The following is a 20729-nucleotide window of genomic DNA, read 5'->3' as shown; positions in this document are numbered from 1 at the left end:
ATCCAACTAAAAAGGTGGTTAATCCTCCTTGGATCAACGCACCCGTTTATTCCAAACCAATCAGAGTAATTCTTGTTGTAGTTGATTTAAAATGAGTTTCAATACAATATTCTGTGACATATCATTCGTCAATATTGTTTCTCCTTTCACGCCAAGATAATCGTTTGGGTTCCACCAGGCTTGTAAAGAATCTTCCCCGAATTCCTCCTTTTTCAGACTTTTGTTGTGACGAATGACCGTTTCCTCAAAGGATAATTCAAAATAATAAGCATATGCCCTTTGGTTATAGAATTGTATTAAGTTATTTAGCATTTTCCCATAACGATTTTTATATAATATCCCTTCTACAATAACAAATTCACATTTATCTTTACCGTATTCTGCAATTTGGCGAATTAAGTCAATTGAAAGGTTCCCGTCTCTATCGTGAACCTTCAACATTTCACGGCGTACGACATCCTGAGAAACCAAGAGCGTTCCATGACCCAAATGATTTTGAAGATTTTTCGCAGTAGTTGTTTTTCCACTCCCTGAATTGCCTCGTAAGATAATTAACTTGGATTCCATAAACCCTCCTATTCGTTGTCTTTTAATTAGTTCTTACTGGTAATACTTCAATATAAAAATCGGTTTTTCCTTATTCCACTAAACTCCCCGTTAGAATAAGACTATTTTTTAGCTTTAGTTTTTCCCTCTTATTTTCAGATTGCTTTAACCAATAACGAACTCCTTTGCCAGCTAACGGTTCGTCGTTATATCTTGGAATAACGTGTAAATGACTATGAAAAATAGACTGATTAGAAACTTCGCCAACATTCCATCCAAGAGTATAACCATCAGGAGAAAACTCTTTATCTAAATACTCTTTTACATTTTGTAAAAGTTCATATGTATCGTTCCATTCTTTTTTAGTTAATTTAAAGGCATTTGCGTGATGTTTTTTTGGAACTATTACTCCACACCCTTCTAACACATCTTGTTCTTTATTGTGTTGTAAAAAATAGCAGGTCTCATTTTCAAAAATAATATTTTGTTCGTTATCTTTCATTGGGTTACAAAATGGACAGTTTTCTGCATATGTCATGAAATTTTATTCCTCCCCCAAACTTTTATAGTAGCCTCAAAATCTATCGTCTTTAACAATACTACCCCGTTTGTTTAATAAGGAATTAAGGCGGTTAGTCTGGATCAACGTACACTAGTTCAACAAGTGAACCTTATAAATTGCCTAAGTAAATTGTATTAACCTCGTTTTCAATAATTTCGCTATCAATACATTTAACAAAGTATGCCTTAGCTTTTGGTCTGGAACTAACAGAAGAAGACAATGTTTCATTTATAAAGTGAAGAGCCACACCGTCATCAACTGCATAACCTTCTTTTATTTTCCCTTCTAAGATTAATTTGTGATATGAAGGCTTTCTTTTATTCTCCCCGTCATAATGGGGACAATTACTTCCCTTTAAGAACCCTAAACCATCCAACTTATACAAAGGAGCATTCAATGGGTCAGTTAATCCTTCTTCGAACCAGCAAATCGAACCAGCACTTAAGCCTGCAAGTATAACCCCATTTTTATAAGCCTTTTTCAAATAGTGATCTAAACCCCATTCTTTCCATAAAACAAGCATATTCCTGGTATTGCCACCACCTACATAGATTACATCTTGCTCAAGAATATAGCTTTCTATATCAGGATATTCTGGCTCAAATAATGATAAATGAGATGGTTGGCAAGGGAGAGTCTTAAATGCCTTATAAAACCTTTCAATATAATTTGTTTGGTCTCCACTAGCAGTTGGAGCAAAACATACTTTTGGTAAGTCTTTCTTGGCTTGGTTTAATATATATTTATCAAGTAGAAGATTTTCTGGCTCCATAGAAAACCCGCCGCCACCCATTGCAATAATTTGTCTCATTTCTTCGTTCCTTTCAGTTTGTTAAACATGAATACTACAAACGGTTGTTGCTTTTCTTCCGATTTTTGAGAACCCTTATTCAACTGCACCGTTTGTTCAATAAGGTAATTCCACAAAAACAGCGTTGTTCCCTTCTGGATCAACGCACCCGTTTGTTGAAAAATGATTCAATTAAGATGATTTCTATACGTAAGTGAAACCAATTATAAAAATTATTGCCATCACACTAAGAAATGACCAATTAACAATTCGTCTTTCTTTTCCTGTAAGAAATTTAGATACCATAAAATTTAAACTACTTTGGATAAAAATAAGCCCAAACATTGTGAATCCACGTCCTATGACATCATCCATGATTAAAATGTACCTTAAAACAGCAATAACAATTAATAAAGTACCTATATGTCCTAAGACAATATACAAGTAATGGTCCTTTTTCCTATCCACCAACTTCCACTCCCTCTTAGTTGTAAACCCCTCTTTAAGAATGCCTCCTTATTTAACTAATCCCCATTTGTTCAATAAGGAATTCAACAAAAAAGGACGGCAATCCTTCCTGGCTCATCGCCGTTAGTTTGAGTACATTACTTCACAAATTTTGCTTCATATTGGATAGCAAACAATTTTTGTTGTTCAAGTAACGTATCAGAGATACCCAAATTGGATTCTCTGTTAAACAAATAGTCCCCACTGTTTTTAGCAGGGTCTATTTTATCACTATTTTTCTTTTAATTTATAACCAACCACTAATTGATACAAACCGAATAGAAAACTTAATATAACAACTGCTATCCACATATTTTCTGCGGGAACAAGGAAATAAAGGGCTACTAATATTATTAAAAATATTACGTAACCTATATTAAACGCCTTTTTAAAACTCATTCCAATCCCCCTTTTTTGCAATTATCCCATATTTTAACTTTATTTTAAACTTAAACTAAACTACCCCGTATGTTCTATAAGGAATTCAACAAAAAAGTGCGGAAATCCTTTATGGATCTACGCACCCGTTGGTTAAACATGGTCATTGAAATAATGTGCTATGAATTAAAGGTAACACCAATTCCTGTTACTTATGTTGGTAATCTAATACTTCTATTTTAAAGCCGTGGCTACATCCTATTTTAGGACTATCACAAGAAGGAGAAACTCTTACTTTAACCAGGTCTTCTGAATATTCAAATGGTTTATTGTTACTATCAGGAACATGAATTCTTAAGGAAATATCATAAGAATGATTGTTGTTATAAACAATATTAACAATTCTCTGTTGCTGCCAGCCAAAACCAGAAGCTTCTTTTCCTCCATATTCTTTTATTACCCTTTTATCAATAGCTGGAAATATAATATCTCGGATTATATCTTCCGGTGTAACATACCAGTCTTCTGCATACGGTTTAATTTCCTTTGGCTCTGGGGGTTTAGCATAAACCAAGGTATCTGTGGCGAAAATTAATAAAATTGTAAAGAGAACAATCATTTTCTTCAAGATGCTCACTCCAATAATTTTTTTACAGTTAGATTTAGCATCTTCATTTAATATTATTTACAACAACCAATCCTCATCTCCAAACCAGTCTGTTTCGCTTGTTCAAATAAGACAAAAATAAGCCAATTTAATGTTCAACTATTTCAACAAAAAAGTACCTTAATCCTTCTTGGATCAAAGCACCAGTTAGATTAAATAACATTTTATTTTTAGCTGATTTTCTTCTTCAAGTAGATTACTACCACTGTGTTTAATAAACCACCTAGAACAAAAGCAATTCCATAGTATAATCCACCAAACACTTGACTAAACCCATCACTTGCTTGGAAAAACCACCATATACAAGCTAAAGCATGTAATAAAAAACTTAAACCGATGAATTTTGCCATTGTTTCTATGAGGTTACCTGATTTTTTAATTGTAATAATCGCAAATGTTAGGCTTATTAAGAACACTGTTCCCATTACTCCAAAGTATAATAGACCCTCTAATTCAGAAGACAAGTACTCCCCCCCTAATTTTAAATGTGTAATTTTACACTTACTATAACAATTTATTCATAATTTTGAAATAACCTTCTTCAACTCCCGTTTGCTAAATAATAAATTCAACAAAAAAGGCGGTTGAACCTTCCTGGATCAACGCACCCGTTAGCCCAACAAAATCACTTACTTTTATTGTGCAATTCAAATGACTCTTCAAAATCATCCCATTTAACATTTACTTGTACCACTTCATCTTCATTTACTTTTGCTCCGTTTCCCGAACTTCCCATAATCTTAAATGTAATTTCTGTGGGTGGTTCATTAAATTCCCTTGTACCACTTCCACCTCCAGCAGTTGTTTCATAAGAGTATTCAAGAGTTTTCATTGAAGAAATCTCTTTTAAAGACCCTTTGTATGTTAATACAAATTCCTCGTCATTTTCATTAGAGTAGGTGGTTTTCCCACCTTTTTCTCCCCATATTTCTGTTCCACTAACAGAATATTCAGCTTTCCAATATTCACCTTCACCATTAAATATATAATCATAGTGGTTTTCTTCACTTGAACAAGCCGCGAAGACTATAATTATGAATAATATGGTGAGTATTTTTTTCAATTTAACCGCCCCCTAAATATTTGTATTTCTAATTATATTTTACGATAAATATCTAACTCCTTTGTGACTTCTTATTGAAGTATTCTGCCCCGTTTGTTCAATATGGATTTGAAAAAAAGGTGCCTTAATCCTGCTTCGATTAAAGCACCCGTTGCAAAATTGTTCCCTTCTCCCAAACTTGTTCAAAAAAATCAACGTCTCAGATTGACCATTTTATGGTAATTTAAATGTGTAGGGTGTGACTTAATAAGGGGGATAGTGGAATGAATCAAGATGATAAAAAACATAAAAAATTAAAAATCCAAGCATTGTATCGAAAAGTCATACGAAATGACAAGTACATTGGAAGTAAAAATGCTACACTTGAGGCTATTTTGGTTATTTTTATAATAATTATGGTTATTTCTCAATGCAACGCTTCAGGGTTATAAAAGTGAATATCTTTTTCTTATTTAATTTAATTCCCCCGTTCGTTCATAAGAAACGAAAAACTCCGCCCTTTGATCGCAACCTACTGAAGTTCCTTCATCTGTATGTGGTAATATGATTTTTAAAGCTCCAAGTTGTGTGTAAGTCTTTATTGACCTGCCCCGTTCAATAAGGATTTTAACAAAAAAGGTGCCTAATCCTTCCTGGATCAATGCACCCGTTTGAGTAATAAGGAATTCCAAAAAGGCGGATCTTTTTTGATATTCCCCTCGTTACCCGAAGAATTAATGCTTTATCATACTTCTATAACACCTTGTAAAACTCGATCGTTTATTTCTTCCCCATCTACCCAATCTTGAAAGTTAATGTCTAAGACTTGATTACTTTTAGCAATAGTAGTAAGAATTCTTGAATCTTTATGTGAGTACGAAAATGTATGGAGAGTTCCAAACATATTTCCATAGTCCGTAAAAAACACTGGAGATTTTATGCTTTTAAACTCTTCGAACATTTGCCGATGTGTATAATTTTTATCCTTGAGACCTAGTAGGTAATGATTTCTCTCGATTGAACCTTCAATTGATATTCTATTTTTATGTTTAAGGGAATCATCCTGAAAGTGATTAACACAAGTCATAAATGATTGGCCATTCCTGACAATAACCTTTTCTGGGGTAGCTTCTACCTCAGCAATATTTCCCTGTTTATCTCCGAGCGAGAAATTATAACAAGCGGAATGAGGTAATTCCTTCAGCATATAAATTGCATCATCAATTGAAGAACACGTATCCAAAATCATCCTAATTGATGTCCAAGGAGAAATCCCTTTTGTATAACCATTATTACTTACAAAGTGGAGACCTACTACTATCCCTTCTTGATTAACACCATCGTGCCTTCCTAAGATTTGAAGGTTATATCCTGCTGAAGCAAAAGCTGTTTCAGGTTGAACTAGACTAAAAACACCATCATATAGAGCAGGTGAAAAATCGTAATTTCTGACGTAATAATCTTTAGTAATTAATGCAGAGCAACCCATAGCTTCCGTCTTTGGCATATCATAGCCACTAAACAAGGAAGCTGCCCTGCTAGGCGAAATTTCCAGTCCTTGAGATAATCCATCAAGCTCATCAAGTAAATGAGGTGCAAAGTTTAAAAAAATGGCTTTCATATTTTTATAGTCAATTTCTGATTTCGTAATCAACTCTAAGGTTTTTAAGATTGGTTTATTTTTCATATACTGCCCCATCTTTAACCCAATATCAAAAGAGCGATCTCTTAATTGAATCACACTTACCGAAAAAGTCGACATACCTTTACCCCCAATTTTATCCACTCTTCACTTTAAACAATTGCTTTATGTAACTACTCTCAATGTTCAACCTCCCACGTTAGGACTCCTGACTCATTCTGAATAACAACTGTAAGTTAATAATGGTCGAGGTACCTGGTAGCCACGCCATTGAAACGGTTCATCCAGCCCTTTAAGCGGCTGTGATGGTTATTGACAATTTGGATATTGTAAAGCCTTTTGATTTGTTCCTTATCGCATCAGATTTGTTTAACAGAGCTATTCTAAAAAAACGACCATAAATATATGGATCCTAATCAAGGTCCTTCATTTCTCTTTAAAATAAGTGGGAGGAATCATAAATCCTTTTACAGCTATTAAATCTTTATGTCCTTTCACTGCAAAAACGGTTTCACTCCCGTTCTCAGTCCTACCAATCTTTTTACCTAGAGGATAATCATCCTCATATAGGAATGGGTTTACTGATTGATATGTGTGATCTTTGAAATAAGCGTAATGTAAAGCGTATGTGGTATCCTCCCCAGCATTATATTCAATCTGATATAACGGGAGCTTTTTATAGTGTAAATAAAGATAACCAGGGATTAATATAGAAAGCAACAAAACAGATATAATAAGATATTTTATCTTCTTTTTCACATTCGTTCCCCTTCTTTATCCTTTAATCTATGAGGTTTTTTAAAAAAGTTAAGTTAGTAGATGCTTAATTTTCAAAACTCCCAGCTCAACGGATGTCTCAATATAACCAACAATCTGGTCGAAAGTAAAAACATTCAGTTTCTCATTCAGTACGTCGCGGCCATATTCCATATCGCCCAATACATAAGGTACAAATTTTTCTACGTCCTGAGCTTTTACCTCTTCCAGGTCGACAATTGCCGGAAAATGATTGAACGTTCTTTTCAGCTCATCCTTACAACCATAGTGTTCCAGCAGTTTGCCATTCAACATCCGGAAATCGTTGTGATAGAACTTATAATATCCTTCATCAGTCTCCATTCGATTCCTTAACCATGGAAGATAAAAACCTCTTAACCATATGTCGTCGGCGATTAAATGCGTATAAAAGCCCAATATGTATTCATTCTTGCTTTCTACAAACGACCTATATTTTTGGAAAAACCCGCTATAATCAACCCTTCTCGTAAAATCCTTTGCATCGCCCACAAAGAAATGCGATGCATTTTTCTCTTCTAAGGAAAAAACAGCATCCGCAGCAATGCTCCCCAGCAAAAATGAAGTTTTATCGTCTATTGATAAACTCTCGGCAATTTTATAGCCGATTATCGAATGCATGATTCTTGATCCCATCTTCTCCCGCCTTATCACTTGGTTCTTTACTACTTTTGTATTTTTTCACCACTCTTGTTATATTCCATATTTCGACAGGATTTCCTTCTTACTTTTAAAAAAACGGTTCCAAAATGTTTTTTTCGAAAAATAAAAAAGGTCCTGATTTTTTGGTCACACAACCTTAATATCAGAACCTTCTATTGCTTTCACTATATATTATTTATTCTACAATAAGAGCCGTACACTTATTACGCTGCAGTTAGGGACAGAGGAAGCAATTTTTATCGTGTCCTTTCCCCCAGCCCTAATCGAATATTCCTCAAAGTGATGTAATAAGCGAAAACACAAAAAAAGGATTAAACGAAGCAAAACAAAAAGGGATTCCTACTGGAAGGCCAAGAAAACCCGATGAAAATGTTAAGCGGGCTATTCAAATGTATCAAAGTAAAAAATACAGTCTTGCGGAAATTAAGGAATAAACAGGGATACGCAAATCCACCTTATATCAATACCTTGAAAGCTAACAGTGCCATTTTAAAAGCCGATTGCTCCATCCGATGGATAAATCGGCTTTGTTTTATTTTTTCTCGTAAAAAATGGCCTTCCTATAAAAAGAAGACCATTACTCTCCTTTTTAAAAGAAAGCCATCAGCGATTCTCTTAACTTAGCAAAAGTGGAATTCCTACAGCAATACCGATAATCGCCAGAAATATGATCCACGAGATTGGATGGGCCCAGTTATTTGTCCAGCCGATACCAAACCTCTTTTCCAAAAAAATCGCCGGGTCATTCGGGTTAAAATAAAACATTCCTAGCTTCCAGTATCGATCGTCGTCCCGGCTAACTACTTTACCGTTTAAACTAGAGGCCTCCACTTTCACCCTGCTTCCGCCCTGGCCGGTAAAAATCGAAAGGACGAGTGTTCCAATCAAAACCACAGCAGCGAAAACCAGCGGCACGATATTATGGATCTTTGGATCGACCGGATAGATAATCGACATTTGTGGAAAAAGGAATACACTAACGAGCCCTGTACCTACAAAAATCGTATAAAGGGACCATCTTCTTCTGAAAATTATATTTTTCCGTATGGATTCCTCGGGATTGGCGGCAGAAACCTGCTGTTTGGCTTTGCTGATCACAGTATTAATGAATAGAAATAAAAGAGTCAAATATATTTGCATGATGGGTAGGACCAATACGGAGCGGTAGGATTTCACTCCCCAATTCGTCACCTCGCCGCTCAAGTCATACTTCATCGGAAACCTTTCCGGAATATGCTGATAGTTGACTAGAGTAATGACGATGGAGACAACTGAAATCAAAAAAGGAATAATAAACCATAAATTGGAGTAGGCCAGCTTTTTCTGACGAAATCCAGTATCGATCATGACCAACTGAACTGTTTGGCCCCATTCATTATACTGCTCTTTAAGCTGTTTCATTTTTTTATGAAAAACCAGGTACACCCCAAAGCTGGCGGTTATAAAAATTACCAGCAGAACCGCATACAGGATGCTAATGGCCTCTTCATTCCGGCCGTTTGATGTAAGTATAAAAATAACTGCAGTTAGGAGTGCAGCCAACCCCGTTGACAATGCATACTTTTTCCGCATTTCTTTAATATCAGGAAGGTGGTAGGCTTCCTCTGGAATGGAGACTCCGAAGCTTTCTGTTTTCCTCGTCCAATATGGGATAAAAATCATTGAAACATAAACTGGTATCAATAGAATGACCATTAGAAGCATAATCGAAGTGTTCATGAAAAAATCCCCTTCCCTAAAATTCATTATAGAGTTGTTGGCACATCCGTAAAAACTCTTCCGCCGAAACGTTCCGGCACACTGATTCCGCGATTAACGGTTGAAGCCTTGTTTTTAGCTGCGCAAGGTAAACTTCATCCGCGAGCGGTGTCCCATCGGGATTGACAACCACTCCTTTTTGCCTATGAATAAGGATGAACCCTTCCTGCTTCAGGAGCTGGTAAGCTTTATTGACTGTATGAAAATTTATGCCAATATCCGCAGCCAACGACCGGACCGATGGCAGTGCTTCGCCTGGTTTAAGCTCTCCCCTTGCAATCCCGGCAATGATTTGATTCCTTAATTGCGTATAAATCGGTTCTTCCGACTCGAGATCAAGTGCGATATACACATTTTTCACACTCCTTTCCGTGTGTCATCTGTTATATATATACTATAACAGTTATAACAATAACACAACTTGTTTTTTCTATTTTTTGCAAATTTCAATTGTTGTCACTTTAAGAGAGAATTTTTTCTTTGTCTGTTTAGGATACCTTTTATTTGGTTGACCGGATTTTAGAACTTCCTGTAAAATCTTGTTAAGTGTATACTTCAAGTTAAAGGGGTGACTTATCGATGATTCATAAGCTGGAATGTCCATTGGAGACAATCATTCATGTTCTAGGTGGTAAATGGAAACCGATGATTTTATGGCAATTGATACAATCCAAAAAGCGTTTTAGCGATCTCGAAAAGCTTATACCTGATGTTTCTCAAAAAATGCTTTCACAACATCTAAGGGATCTGGAACAAGAGGGCATAATCGCTAGAACGGTCTACCCTACCGTCCCTCCAAAAGTGGAATATTCGCTTACTGAATATGGCAAAACATTGATTCCTGTAGCAGAATCCATGTGTGCTTGGGGAGAAAAACACAATAATCGGAAATATAAAGAACCAGCTTCATAAAGCTGATTCCAATAAATTGTACACTTAATTGAAGCACTAATAATGTAAGCTGCCAGCGGATTTTAGCTGGCAGCTTTTGCTTTTTAGCGGTCAGCATTCCTTAACGATTTTTCGCTATCGTCAAAAATGAATATCCCAATCTACTAAGGATTACTTTTAAGTAAGTACCCTACATTAAAGTGGGTTCTTATCAAGATTCAGTAACGATGCTAAGCTTGAGTCAGTCTAAAGATGACATTTCGGGAGTCTTTATTAAAAGGAGGAAAATAATGAAAATTATTGTTTTCGGAGCAACGGGAAATACAGGAAGAAGAGCACTGGAGCAAGGGGTCAAAATGGGACATGAAATGACCGCATTCGTACGGAACCCTGAGAAGTATTATGAACAACAAGGCGAACGTACCACAAAACATGTGAAGTTGATCGTAGACGATATAATGAACCCAGTAAGCGTCCGTGACGCGCTCTCGTATCAAGACGCTGCAATTATAGCTGCCGGCCATGCCGGCCAAGGAGATGAGTTCGTTCGTCTCGTTGATAACATTATTAGCCAATGTGAAAAACAACCAAATTTTTCTGGGAGGGTATGGGTAATGGGAGGTGCTGGCCTGCTGGATATTCCTTATACGGATCTCATTGGCAACAATCTGCCCGGCTTTCCGCCCGAATATAAAAATCACAACCGGAATTTTGAACGATTGCTGCAGTCTGAGCTCGATTGGTCAATTATGTGTCCGGGAACTATGGTTGACTCGATAGAGCCTCCAGGGCCGGTTCATCTGCATATAACAACAGAAACCTTGCCCATATCAATTTTAAAGACTATTAAGGAATTTTCTGAGGCCGATATAGCCGGTTACTTGTTCAGTCGACTAAAAGAACTGGAAGTTACGTATGATGATGTCGTGAATTGCATGTTAAACCATATCGAGCTCGAAGGACCTTTTAATAGAAAAAGAGTCGGTCTCGCCTATCAAAGCGAATCTCCAGTTCGCTAAAGAGCAAGAAAGGAGATGATCAGTTTGTTTGGATGGCTCCTCGTTTTGCATACTTTGGCAGCTATCGCAGTAGTTGGTCCCGCTTTCGTGGTACCCGTCATACGAAGGTCCGCTAAAACCGCCGACCAGTTTCGCTTTGCTTTAGATGTAACGAACAAGCTTGCCTTTTTTCCAAAAATAGGCGGTGTCATGCTTGTTATTACCGGGATTTGGCTTATGATTATAACCAACATGGGCTGGTCCGAAATGTGGCTAAATATATCGATCCTTTTATCGCTGCTAATGGTCGTCATAATTGACGGACTCATCGGGCCGCGCATTAAAAAGATCATGAAGATTGTATCTTTAAGTCAAACGAAAGGGGATGAAGTACCCGCTGAGCTCGCTCAATTGATGAAGAAAATCGTTCCAATTGAGTTGGCGTCACAACTGCTGATGATTGCCATAATTGTGCTTATGGTCCTTAAACCATTCTAAAGAAGCCATAAAGCCCACCGATCGGCTCGTAGGTAGTATCAAAAAGGAAATAGTGGCAGGAGTTATGGCTTTGATACAACATGGTTATTGCTTAATTATAACCCCTCCATTGCTTGAGGATACAACCCAAAGTAAACCACTGAATCCGTACCTCGACAATAAAAAAAGATGCCTGGCCCCGCAGCAATGCGGGAGCCAGGCATCTTTCATTTTAAAAACTCTTATTTTTTCCCGATTGTGAACGTAGCCTGCTTTTCGGCGACTTTAACGCCTTTGTCATTGGCGCCGCTGAAGATGACTTTGTACGTTCCTTTTGCAGCGTTAGCGGCAGGAGTGTACGTTTCTTTGTACGTTTTTCTTGTTTGTTCCTTAAGGTTGATCGCGGATCCGTCAGGCTTTACGATTTTAACTGTCCATGTAATGGACTCGCTCGCCTCACCAGAAATGGAAACCGGAGTCTTGTGGCTGACATCCGTGTTCGGAGAGACGCTTACAGACAGGATTTCAGGTACAGGTGCTGGTTCTGGTTTTGGATCTGGCTTCGGCTCTTCAGCTTTCGCCTCACGTTTAATTGTTACGGTTTTTGTTGTCGCCCTTCCGGACAGGTCAACCGCGCGGATTGTGAAGGTATTGTCTCCTTCTTTCAGGCTAACCTCGTGGCTGATGGTTTTTTCGTATGGCACCGCGGCTACCCATGAACTTGGACCGGAGTTGAACAACACTTCGTCGTCATTTACATACATCCTAATCGAATCGAAATTATCTCTAACCGTAATCTCGAGGTTTGCCTTATCAACAGGTAAGTCAACTGTTGCCGGGGCATTTACTTCTAATGTAGCAGGAGTCGTATCGACGAATACCGGGCGCCTAACGATTTGCATTTCATTGCCAGCCATATCAATGGCCTTGATTGCAAATTCATGGACCCCATCATTCTCCACCGTTACGTTAGTAGAGAAGCGATATTGATCGACACCACTTACTGTTACCTTTGTAATATCAACTGGCTTGCCATCCACAAAGATTTCTTTGACTGCCGTATCGTCTGTGGCATAACCGCTTACTGCAATCGTCCTAGAAGTATGGATCGATGCATTTCCAGGAGCTGTAAGGTAAATCGTTGGTGGTGCAGTATCTCCACTTTCGTTAATTGTTGCTTCCTGGACAGTGATGTTGTTGGCATAGTCGTGGGCTACAACTTCAACCTTCGCCCCCGCAGGTACTTCAACATTTGCCAAGCTGTAAGATTTTGCAGTTGGCAAGATCAGCGTATTGGCTGGCAACACACTCTTTCCGTTGACCATTACATTGATATGGGAAAGCCCAATTCCATCACCATCTGTTGCTTCCCAAGTAAGTTGCTTTTTGGCCGCATTGTAAACAGCGTCCAAAACGACTGGCTTTGTCGTATCGAGGACAAACGGAATCCTCTTTGTTTGCCACTTTGCTTCCCTGTGCTGCATGTCGACACGTGCTTTGATTTCGTAGAAATACTTACCATCTTCTGCTAAAGAACCATTGATTTTTCCATCCCAAGCACGTGCTGTGGAGAAAGAATAACGAGTAGCCAGGCTTCCATAATGCTTCCGGACATACGACTCATTCCGGAGTGTCCGAATCTTATTGCCGTTTTCATCCAGAATATTGAACTGCATGTCAACAGCATTACGCAGGAAACTCATAATCGGCACAATCGTATCAAACTGGCCGTCGCCATTCGGAGATAGAGCGAACTTGCTCATAGCATCCGCATATCCCGTTAGCGGGTCCCAACCAATATAAGTTTGCCGGTTATCAATCATGCCCGCTACAGGAGTTCCACCTGCTGCATCCGTAAAGTAGAATTTGCTGTCAATATTGCGCATTCCATCAAGGATGCTTGGACGGTCCCACTCGCCGTAGAAACCGACATACGGAACGCCAAGGTTGACGTTTTTGCCATTTACATCCGTCAGGCGAACAAAGCCTTCAACGAAAATATCTTCCTTCAGGTCGAAGGTTGTCTTCGCTCCTGTAGCAGTATAGCCAGGAATTTTTGCATTTGTAATATCAATCGAGACTGGAATTTCAACGCTTCCTCCCGCTGGTACTGTTACAGTAGCCGGTGCGGTTACGTTTGCTCCAGGCATTGGTTCGGCGCCTCTCAAATGCGGGTCTCCTGTGGCTGCCACTGCAGCAGACCAGTTGACGTCGCCGGCTGCTGTGCGCTGAATCGCGTCAGTCAGGACATCGACATTTACATTATAAGTTACAGCACTCTTCGAATCGTTGATTGCTTTTACCTTGAAATCAATAACCTTGCTTGTAAAATCCCTCAGCTCCACTTTCGCTTCATTCGTTGCCGGGTTGACAACGCGAACTGGAGTCAAAGTGGCATTGTGGATCTGCATCATTCCCGCACCCTGGAGGCGTGGAGAATAAGGCTGGTCATTCGTGCCGATTGCTTGCTTCGCCGTGTTCATCAAAAGAACTTTGGCAAGGCGAGTCTGCTGCCCAAGCGGCAGGTTTTTATAAAGCGGGCTCTTCTTAATGTACTCCATAACAAGCGCGGAGCCGCCTGCAACATGTGGAGCTGCCATCGATGTTCCGCTCATCAATCCATATTTGTTGTCATTAAGAGTTGAGTAAATATTACCGCCAGGAGCCATGATCTCAGGTTTGATGTCAAGGCTTGGCGTTGTGCCCCAGGACGAGAATTCAGTTGGACGTCCATTTTGCGGAGCTACCTGTGCATTGGCAAGTGAGAATGTCAGCTTAGTATTGCCAGCGTTGTACAGCTGGTTCAGTTGGTCTCCTGTCGGTTTCGTCACGAGCATGATCGGAACATCAAAACCGCCAAGGTCTCTGAAAATCGTACCGCCTGTACCTGTATCGATAACGATGATTCCGGCAGCGCCCTGCCTTGCAGCCTCAGCAGCCTTATCGATGAACGGACCAGGCGTGCCGCCGCGCATTGCGACAACAATTTTTCCTTTTACATCAAGCCCCGCATAGTCTGCAGCAGCTCCAGGTTTGTTGCCAAGGGATACTAAATCATATTCCTTGTTGCCAGGTTTCTTCATCCAGTCATCTCCGGAATGGGCAACTCCGTTTAGTGCATTTCCAGACAAAGAAAGTGAATAGTCATACCAAGTCTGCTTATTTCCGGAAGCCGCAACCTGGATTGAGTTGTAGGAAAGTCCAGGAGCTCCGACTACACCGATATCCGGATTTTCCGCATATGGCGTCTTGTAGCCGCGTCCGATATGGCGGGAGTTCCCTGCTGATACGGAGCTGACAATACCATTGTCAACCGCACGGGTGATCGCCAGGTTGGCAGGATCATCAGCAGAATAGAACGATGCAACCGAGCCAAGGCTCATGTTCAGGACATCGGCACCGAGTTTGATCGCTTCATCAATCGCAACGATATAAATATCGGAGAAAGTCGAAGCATAGTTCGGGTCGTTACTGAAAACCTTCATCGCAAGAAGCTGTGCTTCAGGCGCGACACCTTTTACGCCACCATTGTCAGGATTTCCGTTCGCAGCGACAGTTCCCCCAACGTGCATGCCATGGTTGGAACCGCCTGGCACCAGGTCACGGATTTCCTGGTTCTTGTCAAAATAGTTGTAGCCGTAAGGAACCTTGTCCGAGTGGAACTTACCTAGAAGCCCATGCTCGGCAATTGCCGAATTCACTTTTGGAAGAGTCAGGTCGGCTTTGGCCCCTTTAGTCAAAATCATATCGCGGTGGGATGGATCGATTCCGGAGTCAATGATCGCGACGACCATTCCTTCGCCCTTGTACTTGCCATCCGCCCAGGCGCTGTACGACTGGATGAACTCATGGCTTGTCGTCATATCAGGTTCGACAACCGGCCGCTCATATTCATTGGCCAGGTAAACCTCTTTGACTTCCGGCAGGCTTTCGATCTCCTTGATCTCACCGTATGTAACCTCGCCGCTAAAGCCGTTCATTACGGTAGAAAAAGTATTTTTATAATTCATCTTGACCTTTTTATCGGCAAGCTTCTGTTTCACTTTTTCCTGAGCGTTGGCAGCTTTGCCATTCAGCGCTTTCTTTTCTTCTTTTGAGAGATTGGAAAACTTAACTCCTTTTTTGGTCGCATACTCAATCGCTGATTCTTCCTTGAGCTCGACAACGACCCTTACTTTTTCATCATCGGAAAAAGCAGGTTCATTTCCATCCGTCGGAGTGACGGATTCTTCCCCATTCTGCACTGCAGCCAATGCAGGGATTGCTTCCTCGGCGCCATTTTGCGGGGCCGCATACGCAAAGCTGGAAAATGATAGTAGAAAAATAAGCAATAAACTAAAACTCTTTTTCATTCTACGCATTAGGACTCTCCTCTTCTAATAATCTCTCTTTTTTTGCTGGCCAAACCCCTTCGCTTTTAAAAAATAACCACCCCCCTTCTGGTCCATCGGTATTCCAACATTTTAATTGTCAGAATAATCCGAATGTACCATGAACATGTAAAATTATGTAAGTGCAATATGTACTAGATGACTTGTTTTTCTGCTAGGTCTAACTCCCTTGGTTTTTTCCTATTAATTCCACAGTAGTTTAACAAAATAGAAATGACCTCTCTGGAACCCCTATTGCGAAAGGTTTCGCCCTGCAAAATACCTATTTCGCACGACGATCAATCGAAAATTTGAACCCATAGCAAAGGCTTGTACACTAACAGTACGTAATATGAGGAAATTCCTATTCCCCCTCATTATAGATACTGCCGCAGTCGAAGTATGTCTGTTCTTAATAGAGGATAAAAATTTCGATTGACAAAAAAGACGAGGTTTCCACCCTCCTTGTCGATTTACGTTTCCAACTTGCTTATATTAAAAAGCTATTTTAGAGGGCAAAAAGTCAAAATTTATCCATCTACATATAGGGGAAAAAGGAGGTAATTTCTTTTTTTTGAAGAATATATATAGCTAGAAAGAGAAATTCATGGGAATTGAGGAGGAATGGCATGAAAATTCAACAGTTCGTAATCGACAAGGCTGATGTAAGCCACCTTTCGGAAAAGCATTCCATTGCGGAGGCTCTTGCTTTCCTGGATGAAACAGGATACCGCAGGGTGCCGGTTCTGGAATCGGGTACAAACCGATTTTTGGGCAATGTCGAAAAAATTGATATTTTTGAATATTCAGGCGATAAAAATGATAGTGTCCTGAAGATTATTAAAGAAGAGGATGGCTATGTACAGGGCGGCGATTCCTTCCGGACGATTTTTAAGAGCATCAAAAGGCTTCCTTACCTCGCCATCGTCAACGAAGACGGGAAATTCCACGGCATCCTGACACATGCGCAAATCATGGACCTCCTTGAGGATACATACAGTGACGGCATTTCGCTGACAATCGGCCTGTTCGATCAAAACCACGCGATCGAGCGCATTTCGGCCATCGTCGGCAAACATACGAGCATCCTCTCGATGTTCACACTCGGCAGCAACCGCGCCGTCCGGCAAATCCATCTATCCATTCCAAAAGAAACGCCAAAAGAAACCGTCAACCAAATCATCGAAGAACTCCACGGCACTGGCGTCCGCGTAACCAATATCGAATAAATAAATCTTTCCAGTGGGGTTATGTCTTTCCCCACTGGAATTTATTTCTCAGTAGGATTTTCAATTACTATAGATAAAAAGGAGGAATTGTTTTGACTCAAGTGGAGCAAATGATGAATGAATGGCTGCAACATCGAAATGTATTGGAAAATTTGCTAGAGCTCATCGATGACAAACATATCGATTTCAAGCCTTGGGAAGAGGCAATGACGTTTGGTGAACTTGCCTTGCATGTTGCTGGATGGAATGATGTGTTTGTTTCGCTGGTCAAGTCCGAAGAAATTGTTCCACCAGACATTCCTGAATGTAAGACAATCGAGGAAATACGAAAAGTGGTAAAAGCCTTTACCGAAAAAACAAAGAATACATATGAATCGTTGACAGATGCGGATTTAGAAGCTGTAAATAGTTCATCACATCCGAAATTAAAGGGACAGAAAAGAAGATATCTTGTCGCGATGTACGATCACGAAATACACCATAAAGGCCAACTATTTTTGTATGCACGTATGGTAGGTGTAAAAGAAGTTCCGTTTTTCCGCTAAGTATCTCTCCACAATAAATGGCGAAAGATAACAAGCCTAATTCCTAGATAAAAACATGGAGGGATTAGGCTTTTAATATATCAAAATCATTGAATTTATCTATTGGTATAAGCGTTGGCAGCCCATGCATGGATTACCTCCCCTCCCCCAATTCTTTTTCTTAACGTGTATACCCCCTTTGCATTCAAAACTAAATCTCTCCTACACTCTCCGCAGTAATAATGGAAAGGTAGATACTAAGTCCTCCGAGTATGCACATGACTGCAAGAATGTACTCCTGTTCAAAATTACTGAAATATGATAATTTCGGTAAATTCATAACTAGTATTGAGCATATAACGGTGGATATTGTTCCTCTTTTCAAAATCCCAAAGAGAAAGAGTGGTATAAAACTAATCAATGTAATTAATAGCGAACCAGAAATCATACTACTAAAAAAGGTAATCATATCCGAGTTAGTTGGCTGTCCGTTAATAAATGGAAAAACCTGATCAAGTAAATAGGTTGTCAAACCTGTTAAGATAAAGGAAATTATTGCAGTAAGAAAGACAAATAGTGAGATAAACAGCACTTTTGCCATAAACAGCTTTTTTCTGCTAATGGGGTATCCAAACGCAAGTGAAATCGTTTTATTTTTATATTCATCTATGAAAACCTGACTGATAAGGGATCCCCCAAACAAGACTAATCCCATTTGTATATTCAAATTAAGATGTTCAATGGCCGCAGCATAGCTTTGCCCCAAAACGGGCATCGCGATTTTTATTAATAACAAAGGCATAAACATAAGAATAAGCCAGTAAATGATTACTTCACTAATAACAGAAAGACGTTTTAATTTTTTCAATTCTAAACCGATTAATTTAATCAATTTTATCTCCTCCATTTATTTGAGCATAAAAATAGTCTTCCAGGGAGCTCGTATGTTTTAGAATTTCCTCAATGCCAACATTATGGAGAATTAACAACTTGGAAATCGCGCTTTGAGAATGAGTCAAATCATATATGCGAATTCGATTTCCTTGAATAATTTTCATATTTGAGATATTAAGTTCTTGCTCAAGTAAATAAAGTGTTTTTTGGACATCGGTTGTCAATATCTCGATGTAATCCGTGCGTTCTTTTTGAATATCTTCTAATGTTACTTCATTTACCAGCCTTCCATTATCAATGACGCCAATTCTATCCACAACCTGTTCCATTTCTCCTAAAATATGACTAGATAGAATAAATGTTATTCCGTATTCCTTGTTAAGCATTAAGATTAAATCCCTGGTATCTTTTATTCCAATCGGATCGAGGCCATTCGTAGGCTCATCTAAAATAATCAGTTCAGGCTTGGTAATAATCGCTCTCGCTATCCCAAGACGCTGCTTCATTCCTAAGGAAAATTCCTCTACACATTTTTCCTCAATCCCTTTTAAATGAACCATATCCAATGCTTGTTTTATTCCTTTTTCATCATAATATCCTATATATTCGCAATGGAGCTTCAAATTTTCTATCGCAGTTAAGTGCTCAAAAAAGATGGGATATTCAATTATACTTCCGACTCTTTTTAACATTAACTTCGAGCTTTCGGTAAGCTTCTGGCCAAATAATTCGATTTCTCCACTTGTTGGCTTCAATATTCCAGTGAGCATTTTCATAATTGTTGTTTTACCAGCGCCATTTTGACCAAGTAAACCGTAAATTTCCCCTTTATGAATCTGAAGATTAACATTGGTAACCAGTTCTTTTCCTTTTCGCTTTTTCGTAAGCCCGGTTGTTTTCACCACACTATTCATTGCCGATTTCTCCTTTCCTTTATCTATTTTCATCATAAGCATCAAGAATATCTTTTTTCTTTCTCAATCCTTACAAATCTCTTAAGTTTATTATTGAAAGCAAAAAAGAGGCCGTTCTACCTGAACACCTCTCTTGGATCGTAATTAATACGTAATTCGATGGAAAACACAAGTAAATACTGTTTTTTCATAAGGGGTGCTGCTTAAGTAAATGGAACCTTTCATTACTTCTATCAGGTTTTTCGTGATACTTAATCCAATCCCACTTCCTTGAAATTCTGGACTTCTCGCATCATCCAAAGTATATAACCGTTCAAACACCTGATCTTGGTGCACCTTAGCTATTCCTTTCCCCTTATCCCAAATATCAATCGCAATAAACTCTCCATCCTCCCGAACAGTTAAACCAAATACTCCACCATCACTTCCATAACGGATCGCATTTGATATGAGATTGCTTAAAACCCGATTTAATGCCTCCTCGTTTCCAAGAACGAAATAAGGTTGTTCTGGAATGTTCACTTCTACCCGAAGATTTTTCGATTGAAGCAAATCATAAAACTCAAGCACATTTTTCCTGCAAACTTCATTAATCGAAATCTTGCTTAAAGGGAACGAATAATCTCCAGAATCAAGCTTAACAAGGTCAAAAAATTGATTGAGCAGTGTGATGACATTTAGCGTTTTTTGATGAAGACGGGAAATGGCCTGGCTCCGTTCTTCCACACTCATACTGTTGTCTAAATGTAATTTTTCAACATATCCTAAAATGACAGTTAACGGGGTTTTCAAATCGTGAGACATATTAGACAGCAGTTTTCTTAAGCTTTCTTTCGTTTTTACATAGTCCGCAATAACTTGTTGATTGTAATCTAAAAGACGGTTCATTTGAATGAGGAATTGTTTAATGGTTTGGTGGTCTGTTTGTATTAACACTTTTTCAGTCGTTTTCTGTTCAAAAATATCTGATAGTTTTTTTTGTATTTCGTTCAGGCTCGTATTCATTTTTCTCCTACCATAAGATTGCACGGCAATAATGATAAGCAAAAAAATGATAATGATACTTAATAAAAGGGTCATAG

At 39.0% G+C, this 20729-nt stretch carries 22 protein-coding genes and 2 pseudogenes; 7 read left to right on the top strand and 17 right to left on the bottom strand.

Annotation, left to right across the window (positions count from 1 at the left end):
• Positions 1 to 60: 60 nt before the first annotated feature.
• The 7 genes from V1499_RS11355 to V1499_RS11325 all read right to left on the bottom strand — a co-directional run bounded on the left by V1499_RS11355 (position 61) and on the right by V1499_RS11325 (position 4513).
• Complete coding sequence (locus V1499_RS11355; RefSeq protein ID WP_409276179.1) at positions 61 to 567, bottom strand: kinase; 507 nt, start codon at positions 565 to 567, stop codon at positions 61 to 63.
• Positions 568 to 637: 70 nt separating this feature from the next.
• Complete coding sequence (locus V1499_RS11350; RefSeq protein WP_409276178.1) at positions 638 to 1084, bottom strand: HIT family protein; 447 nt, start codon at positions 1082 to 1084, stop codon at positions 638 to 640.
• Positions 1085 to 1217: 133 nt separating this feature from the next.
• Complete coding sequence (locus V1499_RS11345) at positions 1218 to 1919, bottom strand: Type 1 glutamine amidotransferase-like domain-containing protein (RefSeq protein WP_409276177.1); 702 nt, start codon at positions 1917 to 1919, stop codon at positions 1218 to 1220.
• 717 nt (positions 1920 to 2636) lie between these two features.
• On the bottom strand, positions 2637 to 2804 hold the full coding sequence (locus tag V1499_RS11340; RefSeq protein ID WP_409276176.1) for a hypothetical protein: 168 nt from the start codon (positions 2802 to 2804) through the stop codon (positions 2637 to 2639).
• A gap of 187 nt (positions 2805 to 2991) precedes the next feature.
• The gene (locus V1499_RS11335) at positions 2992 to 3402 is read right to left on the bottom strand and encodes a hypothetical protein (protein WP_409276280.1); all 411 of its coding nucleotides are present in this window, start codon (positions 3400 to 3402) and stop codon (positions 2992 to 2994) included.
• Between the two features lie 218 nt (positions 3403 to 3620).
• Positions 3621 to 3914, bottom strand: coding sequence for a hypothetical protein (locus V1499_RS11330; protein ID WP_409276175.1), 294 nt, complete (start codon positions 3912 to 3914; stop codon positions 3621 to 3623).
• A gap of 161 nt (positions 3915 to 4075) precedes the next feature.
• A complete protein-coding gene (locus V1499_RS11325; protein WP_409276174.1) occupies positions 4076 to 4513 on the bottom strand; it encodes a hypothetical protein in 438 nt (145 codons plus the stop codon).
• A 263-nt stretch (positions 4514 to 4776) separates the two neighbouring features.
• Between V1499_RS11325 and V1499_RS11320 the strand changes: the two genes are divergently transcribed.
• Complete coding sequence (locus V1499_RS11320; RefSeq protein ID WP_409276173.1) at positions 4777 to 4944, top strand: hypothetical protein; 168 nt, start codon at positions 4777 to 4779, stop codon at positions 4942 to 4944.
• A 293-nt stretch (positions 4945 to 5237) separates the two neighbouring features.
• On the opposite strand, the gene V1499_RS11315 is transcribed toward V1499_RS11320, so the two are convergent.
• From V1499_RS11315 to V1499_RS11300, 4 genes and pseudogenes are all read right to left on the bottom strand, one after another.
• Positions 5238 to 6254 carry a C45 family autoproteolytic acyltransferase/hydolase gene (locus V1499_RS11315; protein WP_409276172.1) on the bottom strand — a complete coding sequence of 339 codons (1017 nt, stop codon included), beginning with the start codon at positions 6252 to 6254 and terminating at the stop codon, positions 5238 to 5240.
• A gap of 119 nt (positions 6255 to 6373) precedes the next feature.
• Positions 6374 to 6484: pseudogene (locus V1499_RS11310) on the bottom strand (IS1595 family transposase); the annotation flags it as partial.
• A 76-nt stretch (positions 6485 to 6560) separates the two neighbouring features.
• Positions 6561 to 6893: a hypothetical protein gene (locus V1499_RS11305; RefSeq protein WP_409276171.1), complete on the bottom strand. Its 333-nt coding sequence runs from the start codon at positions 6891 to 6893 to the stop codon at positions 6561 to 6563.
• Between the two features lie 48 nt (positions 6894 to 6941).
• Positions 6942 to 7565 carry a hydrolase gene (locus V1499_RS11300; RefSeq protein WP_409276170.1) on the bottom strand — a complete coding sequence of 208 codons (624 nt, stop codon included), beginning with the start codon at positions 7563 to 7565 and terminating at the stop codon, positions 6942 to 6944.
• Positions 7566 to 7867: 302 nt separating this feature from the next.
• On the opposite strand from V1499_RS11300, the pseudogene V1499_RS11295 reads away from it, so the two are divergent.
• Positions 7868 to 8026, top strand: a pseudogene (locus tag V1499_RS11295) (recombinase family protein); the annotation flags it as partial.
• Positions 8027 to 8207: 181 nt separating this feature from the next.
• Here V1499_RS11295 and V1499_RS11290 read toward each other — a convergent pair.
• Complete coding sequence (locus V1499_RS11290; RefSeq protein WP_409276169.1) at positions 8208 to 9311, bottom strand: DUF1648 domain-containing protein; 1104 nt, start codon at positions 9309 to 9311, stop codon at positions 8208 to 8210.
• 16 nt (positions 9312 to 9327) lie between these two features.
• Positions 9328 to 9702 carry a GntR family transcriptional regulator gene (locus V1499_RS11285; RefSeq protein WP_409276168.1) on the bottom strand — a complete coding sequence of 125 codons (375 nt, stop codon included), beginning with the start codon at positions 9700 to 9702 and terminating at the stop codon, positions 9328 to 9330.
• A 227-nt stretch (positions 9703 to 9929) separates the two neighbouring features.
• Here V1499_RS11285 and V1499_RS11280 point away from each other — a divergent pair, with 227 nt between their 5' ends.
• From V1499_RS11280 to V1499_RS11270, 3 genes are all read left to right on the top strand, one after another.
• Positions 9930 to 10262 carry a winged helix-turn-helix transcriptional regulator gene (locus tag V1499_RS11280; RefSeq protein ID WP_409276167.1) on the top strand — a complete coding sequence of 111 codons (333 nt, stop codon included), beginning with the start codon at positions 9930 to 9932 and terminating at the stop codon, positions 10260 to 10262.
• Positions 10263 to 10531: 269 nt separating this feature from the next.
• A complete protein-coding gene (locus tag V1499_RS11275; RefSeq protein ID WP_409276166.1) occupies positions 10532 to 11260 on the top strand; it encodes an NAD(P)-dependent oxidoreductase in 729 nt (242 codons plus the stop codon).
• 15 nt (positions 11261 to 11275) lie between these two features.
• Positions 11276 to 11737, top strand: a complete 462-nt coding sequence (locus tag V1499_RS11270; RefSeq protein WP_409276165.1) for a DUF2269 family protein — start codon at positions 11276 to 11278, stop codon at positions 11735 to 11737.
• A gap of 221 nt (positions 11738 to 11958) precedes the next feature.
• Here V1499_RS11270 and V1499_RS11265 read toward each other — a convergent pair whose 3' ends face one another.
• Entirely contained in the window at positions 11959 to 16077 is a 4119-nt protein-coding gene (locus V1499_RS11265; RefSeq protein ID WP_409276164.1) for a S8 family serine peptidase, read from the bottom strand.
• A gap of 638 nt (positions 16078 to 16715) precedes the next feature.
• On the opposite strand from V1499_RS11265, the gene V1499_RS11260 reads away from it, so the two are divergent.
• Positions 16716 to 17315: a CBS domain-containing protein gene (locus V1499_RS11260; RefSeq protein WP_409276163.1), complete on the top strand. Its 600-nt coding sequence runs from the start codon at positions 16716 to 16718 to the stop codon at positions 17313 to 17315.
• Positions 17316 to 17416: 101 nt separating this feature from the next.
• Positions 17417 to 17860: a DinB family protein gene (locus tag V1499_RS11255; RefSeq protein WP_409276279.1), complete on the top strand. Its 444-nt coding sequence runs from the start codon at positions 17417 to 17419 to the stop codon at positions 17858 to 17860.
• 190 nt (positions 17861 to 18050) lie between these two features.
• Here V1499_RS11255 and V1499_RS11250 read toward each other — a convergent pair whose 3' ends face one another.
• The 3 genes from V1499_RS11250 to V1499_RS11240 form a co-directional block, all read right to left on the bottom strand.
• A complete protein-coding gene (locus tag V1499_RS11250) occupies positions 18051 to 18731 on the bottom strand; it encodes an ABC transporter permease (RefSeq protein ID WP_409276162.1) in 681 nt (226 codons plus the stop codon).
• On the bottom strand, positions 18724 to 19647 hold the full coding sequence (locus V1499_RS11245; RefSeq protein WP_409276161.1) for an ATP-binding cassette domain-containing protein: 924 nt from the start codon (positions 19645 to 19647) through the stop codon (positions 18724 to 18726). Before V1499_RS11245 ends, V1499_RS11250 begins: the two co-directional genes overlap by 8 nt.
• Before the next feature lie 144 nt (positions 19648 to 19791).
• The gene (locus V1499_RS11240) at positions 19792 to 20727 is read right to left on the bottom strand and encodes a sensor histidine kinase (RefSeq protein WP_409276160.1); all 936 of its coding nucleotides are present in this window, start codon (positions 20725 to 20727) and stop codon (positions 19792 to 19794) included.
• Positions 20728 to 20729 lie beyond the last annotated feature (2 nt).

The organism is Neobacillus oceani (assembly GCF_046237595.1).
GTDB lineage: Bacteria > Bacillota > Bacilli > Bacillales > Cytobacillaceae > Bacillus_D > Bacillus_D oceani.
The sequence above is the reverse complement of the archived record's forward strand: the minus strand, read 5'-3'. Positions and strand labels throughout refer to the sequence as shown.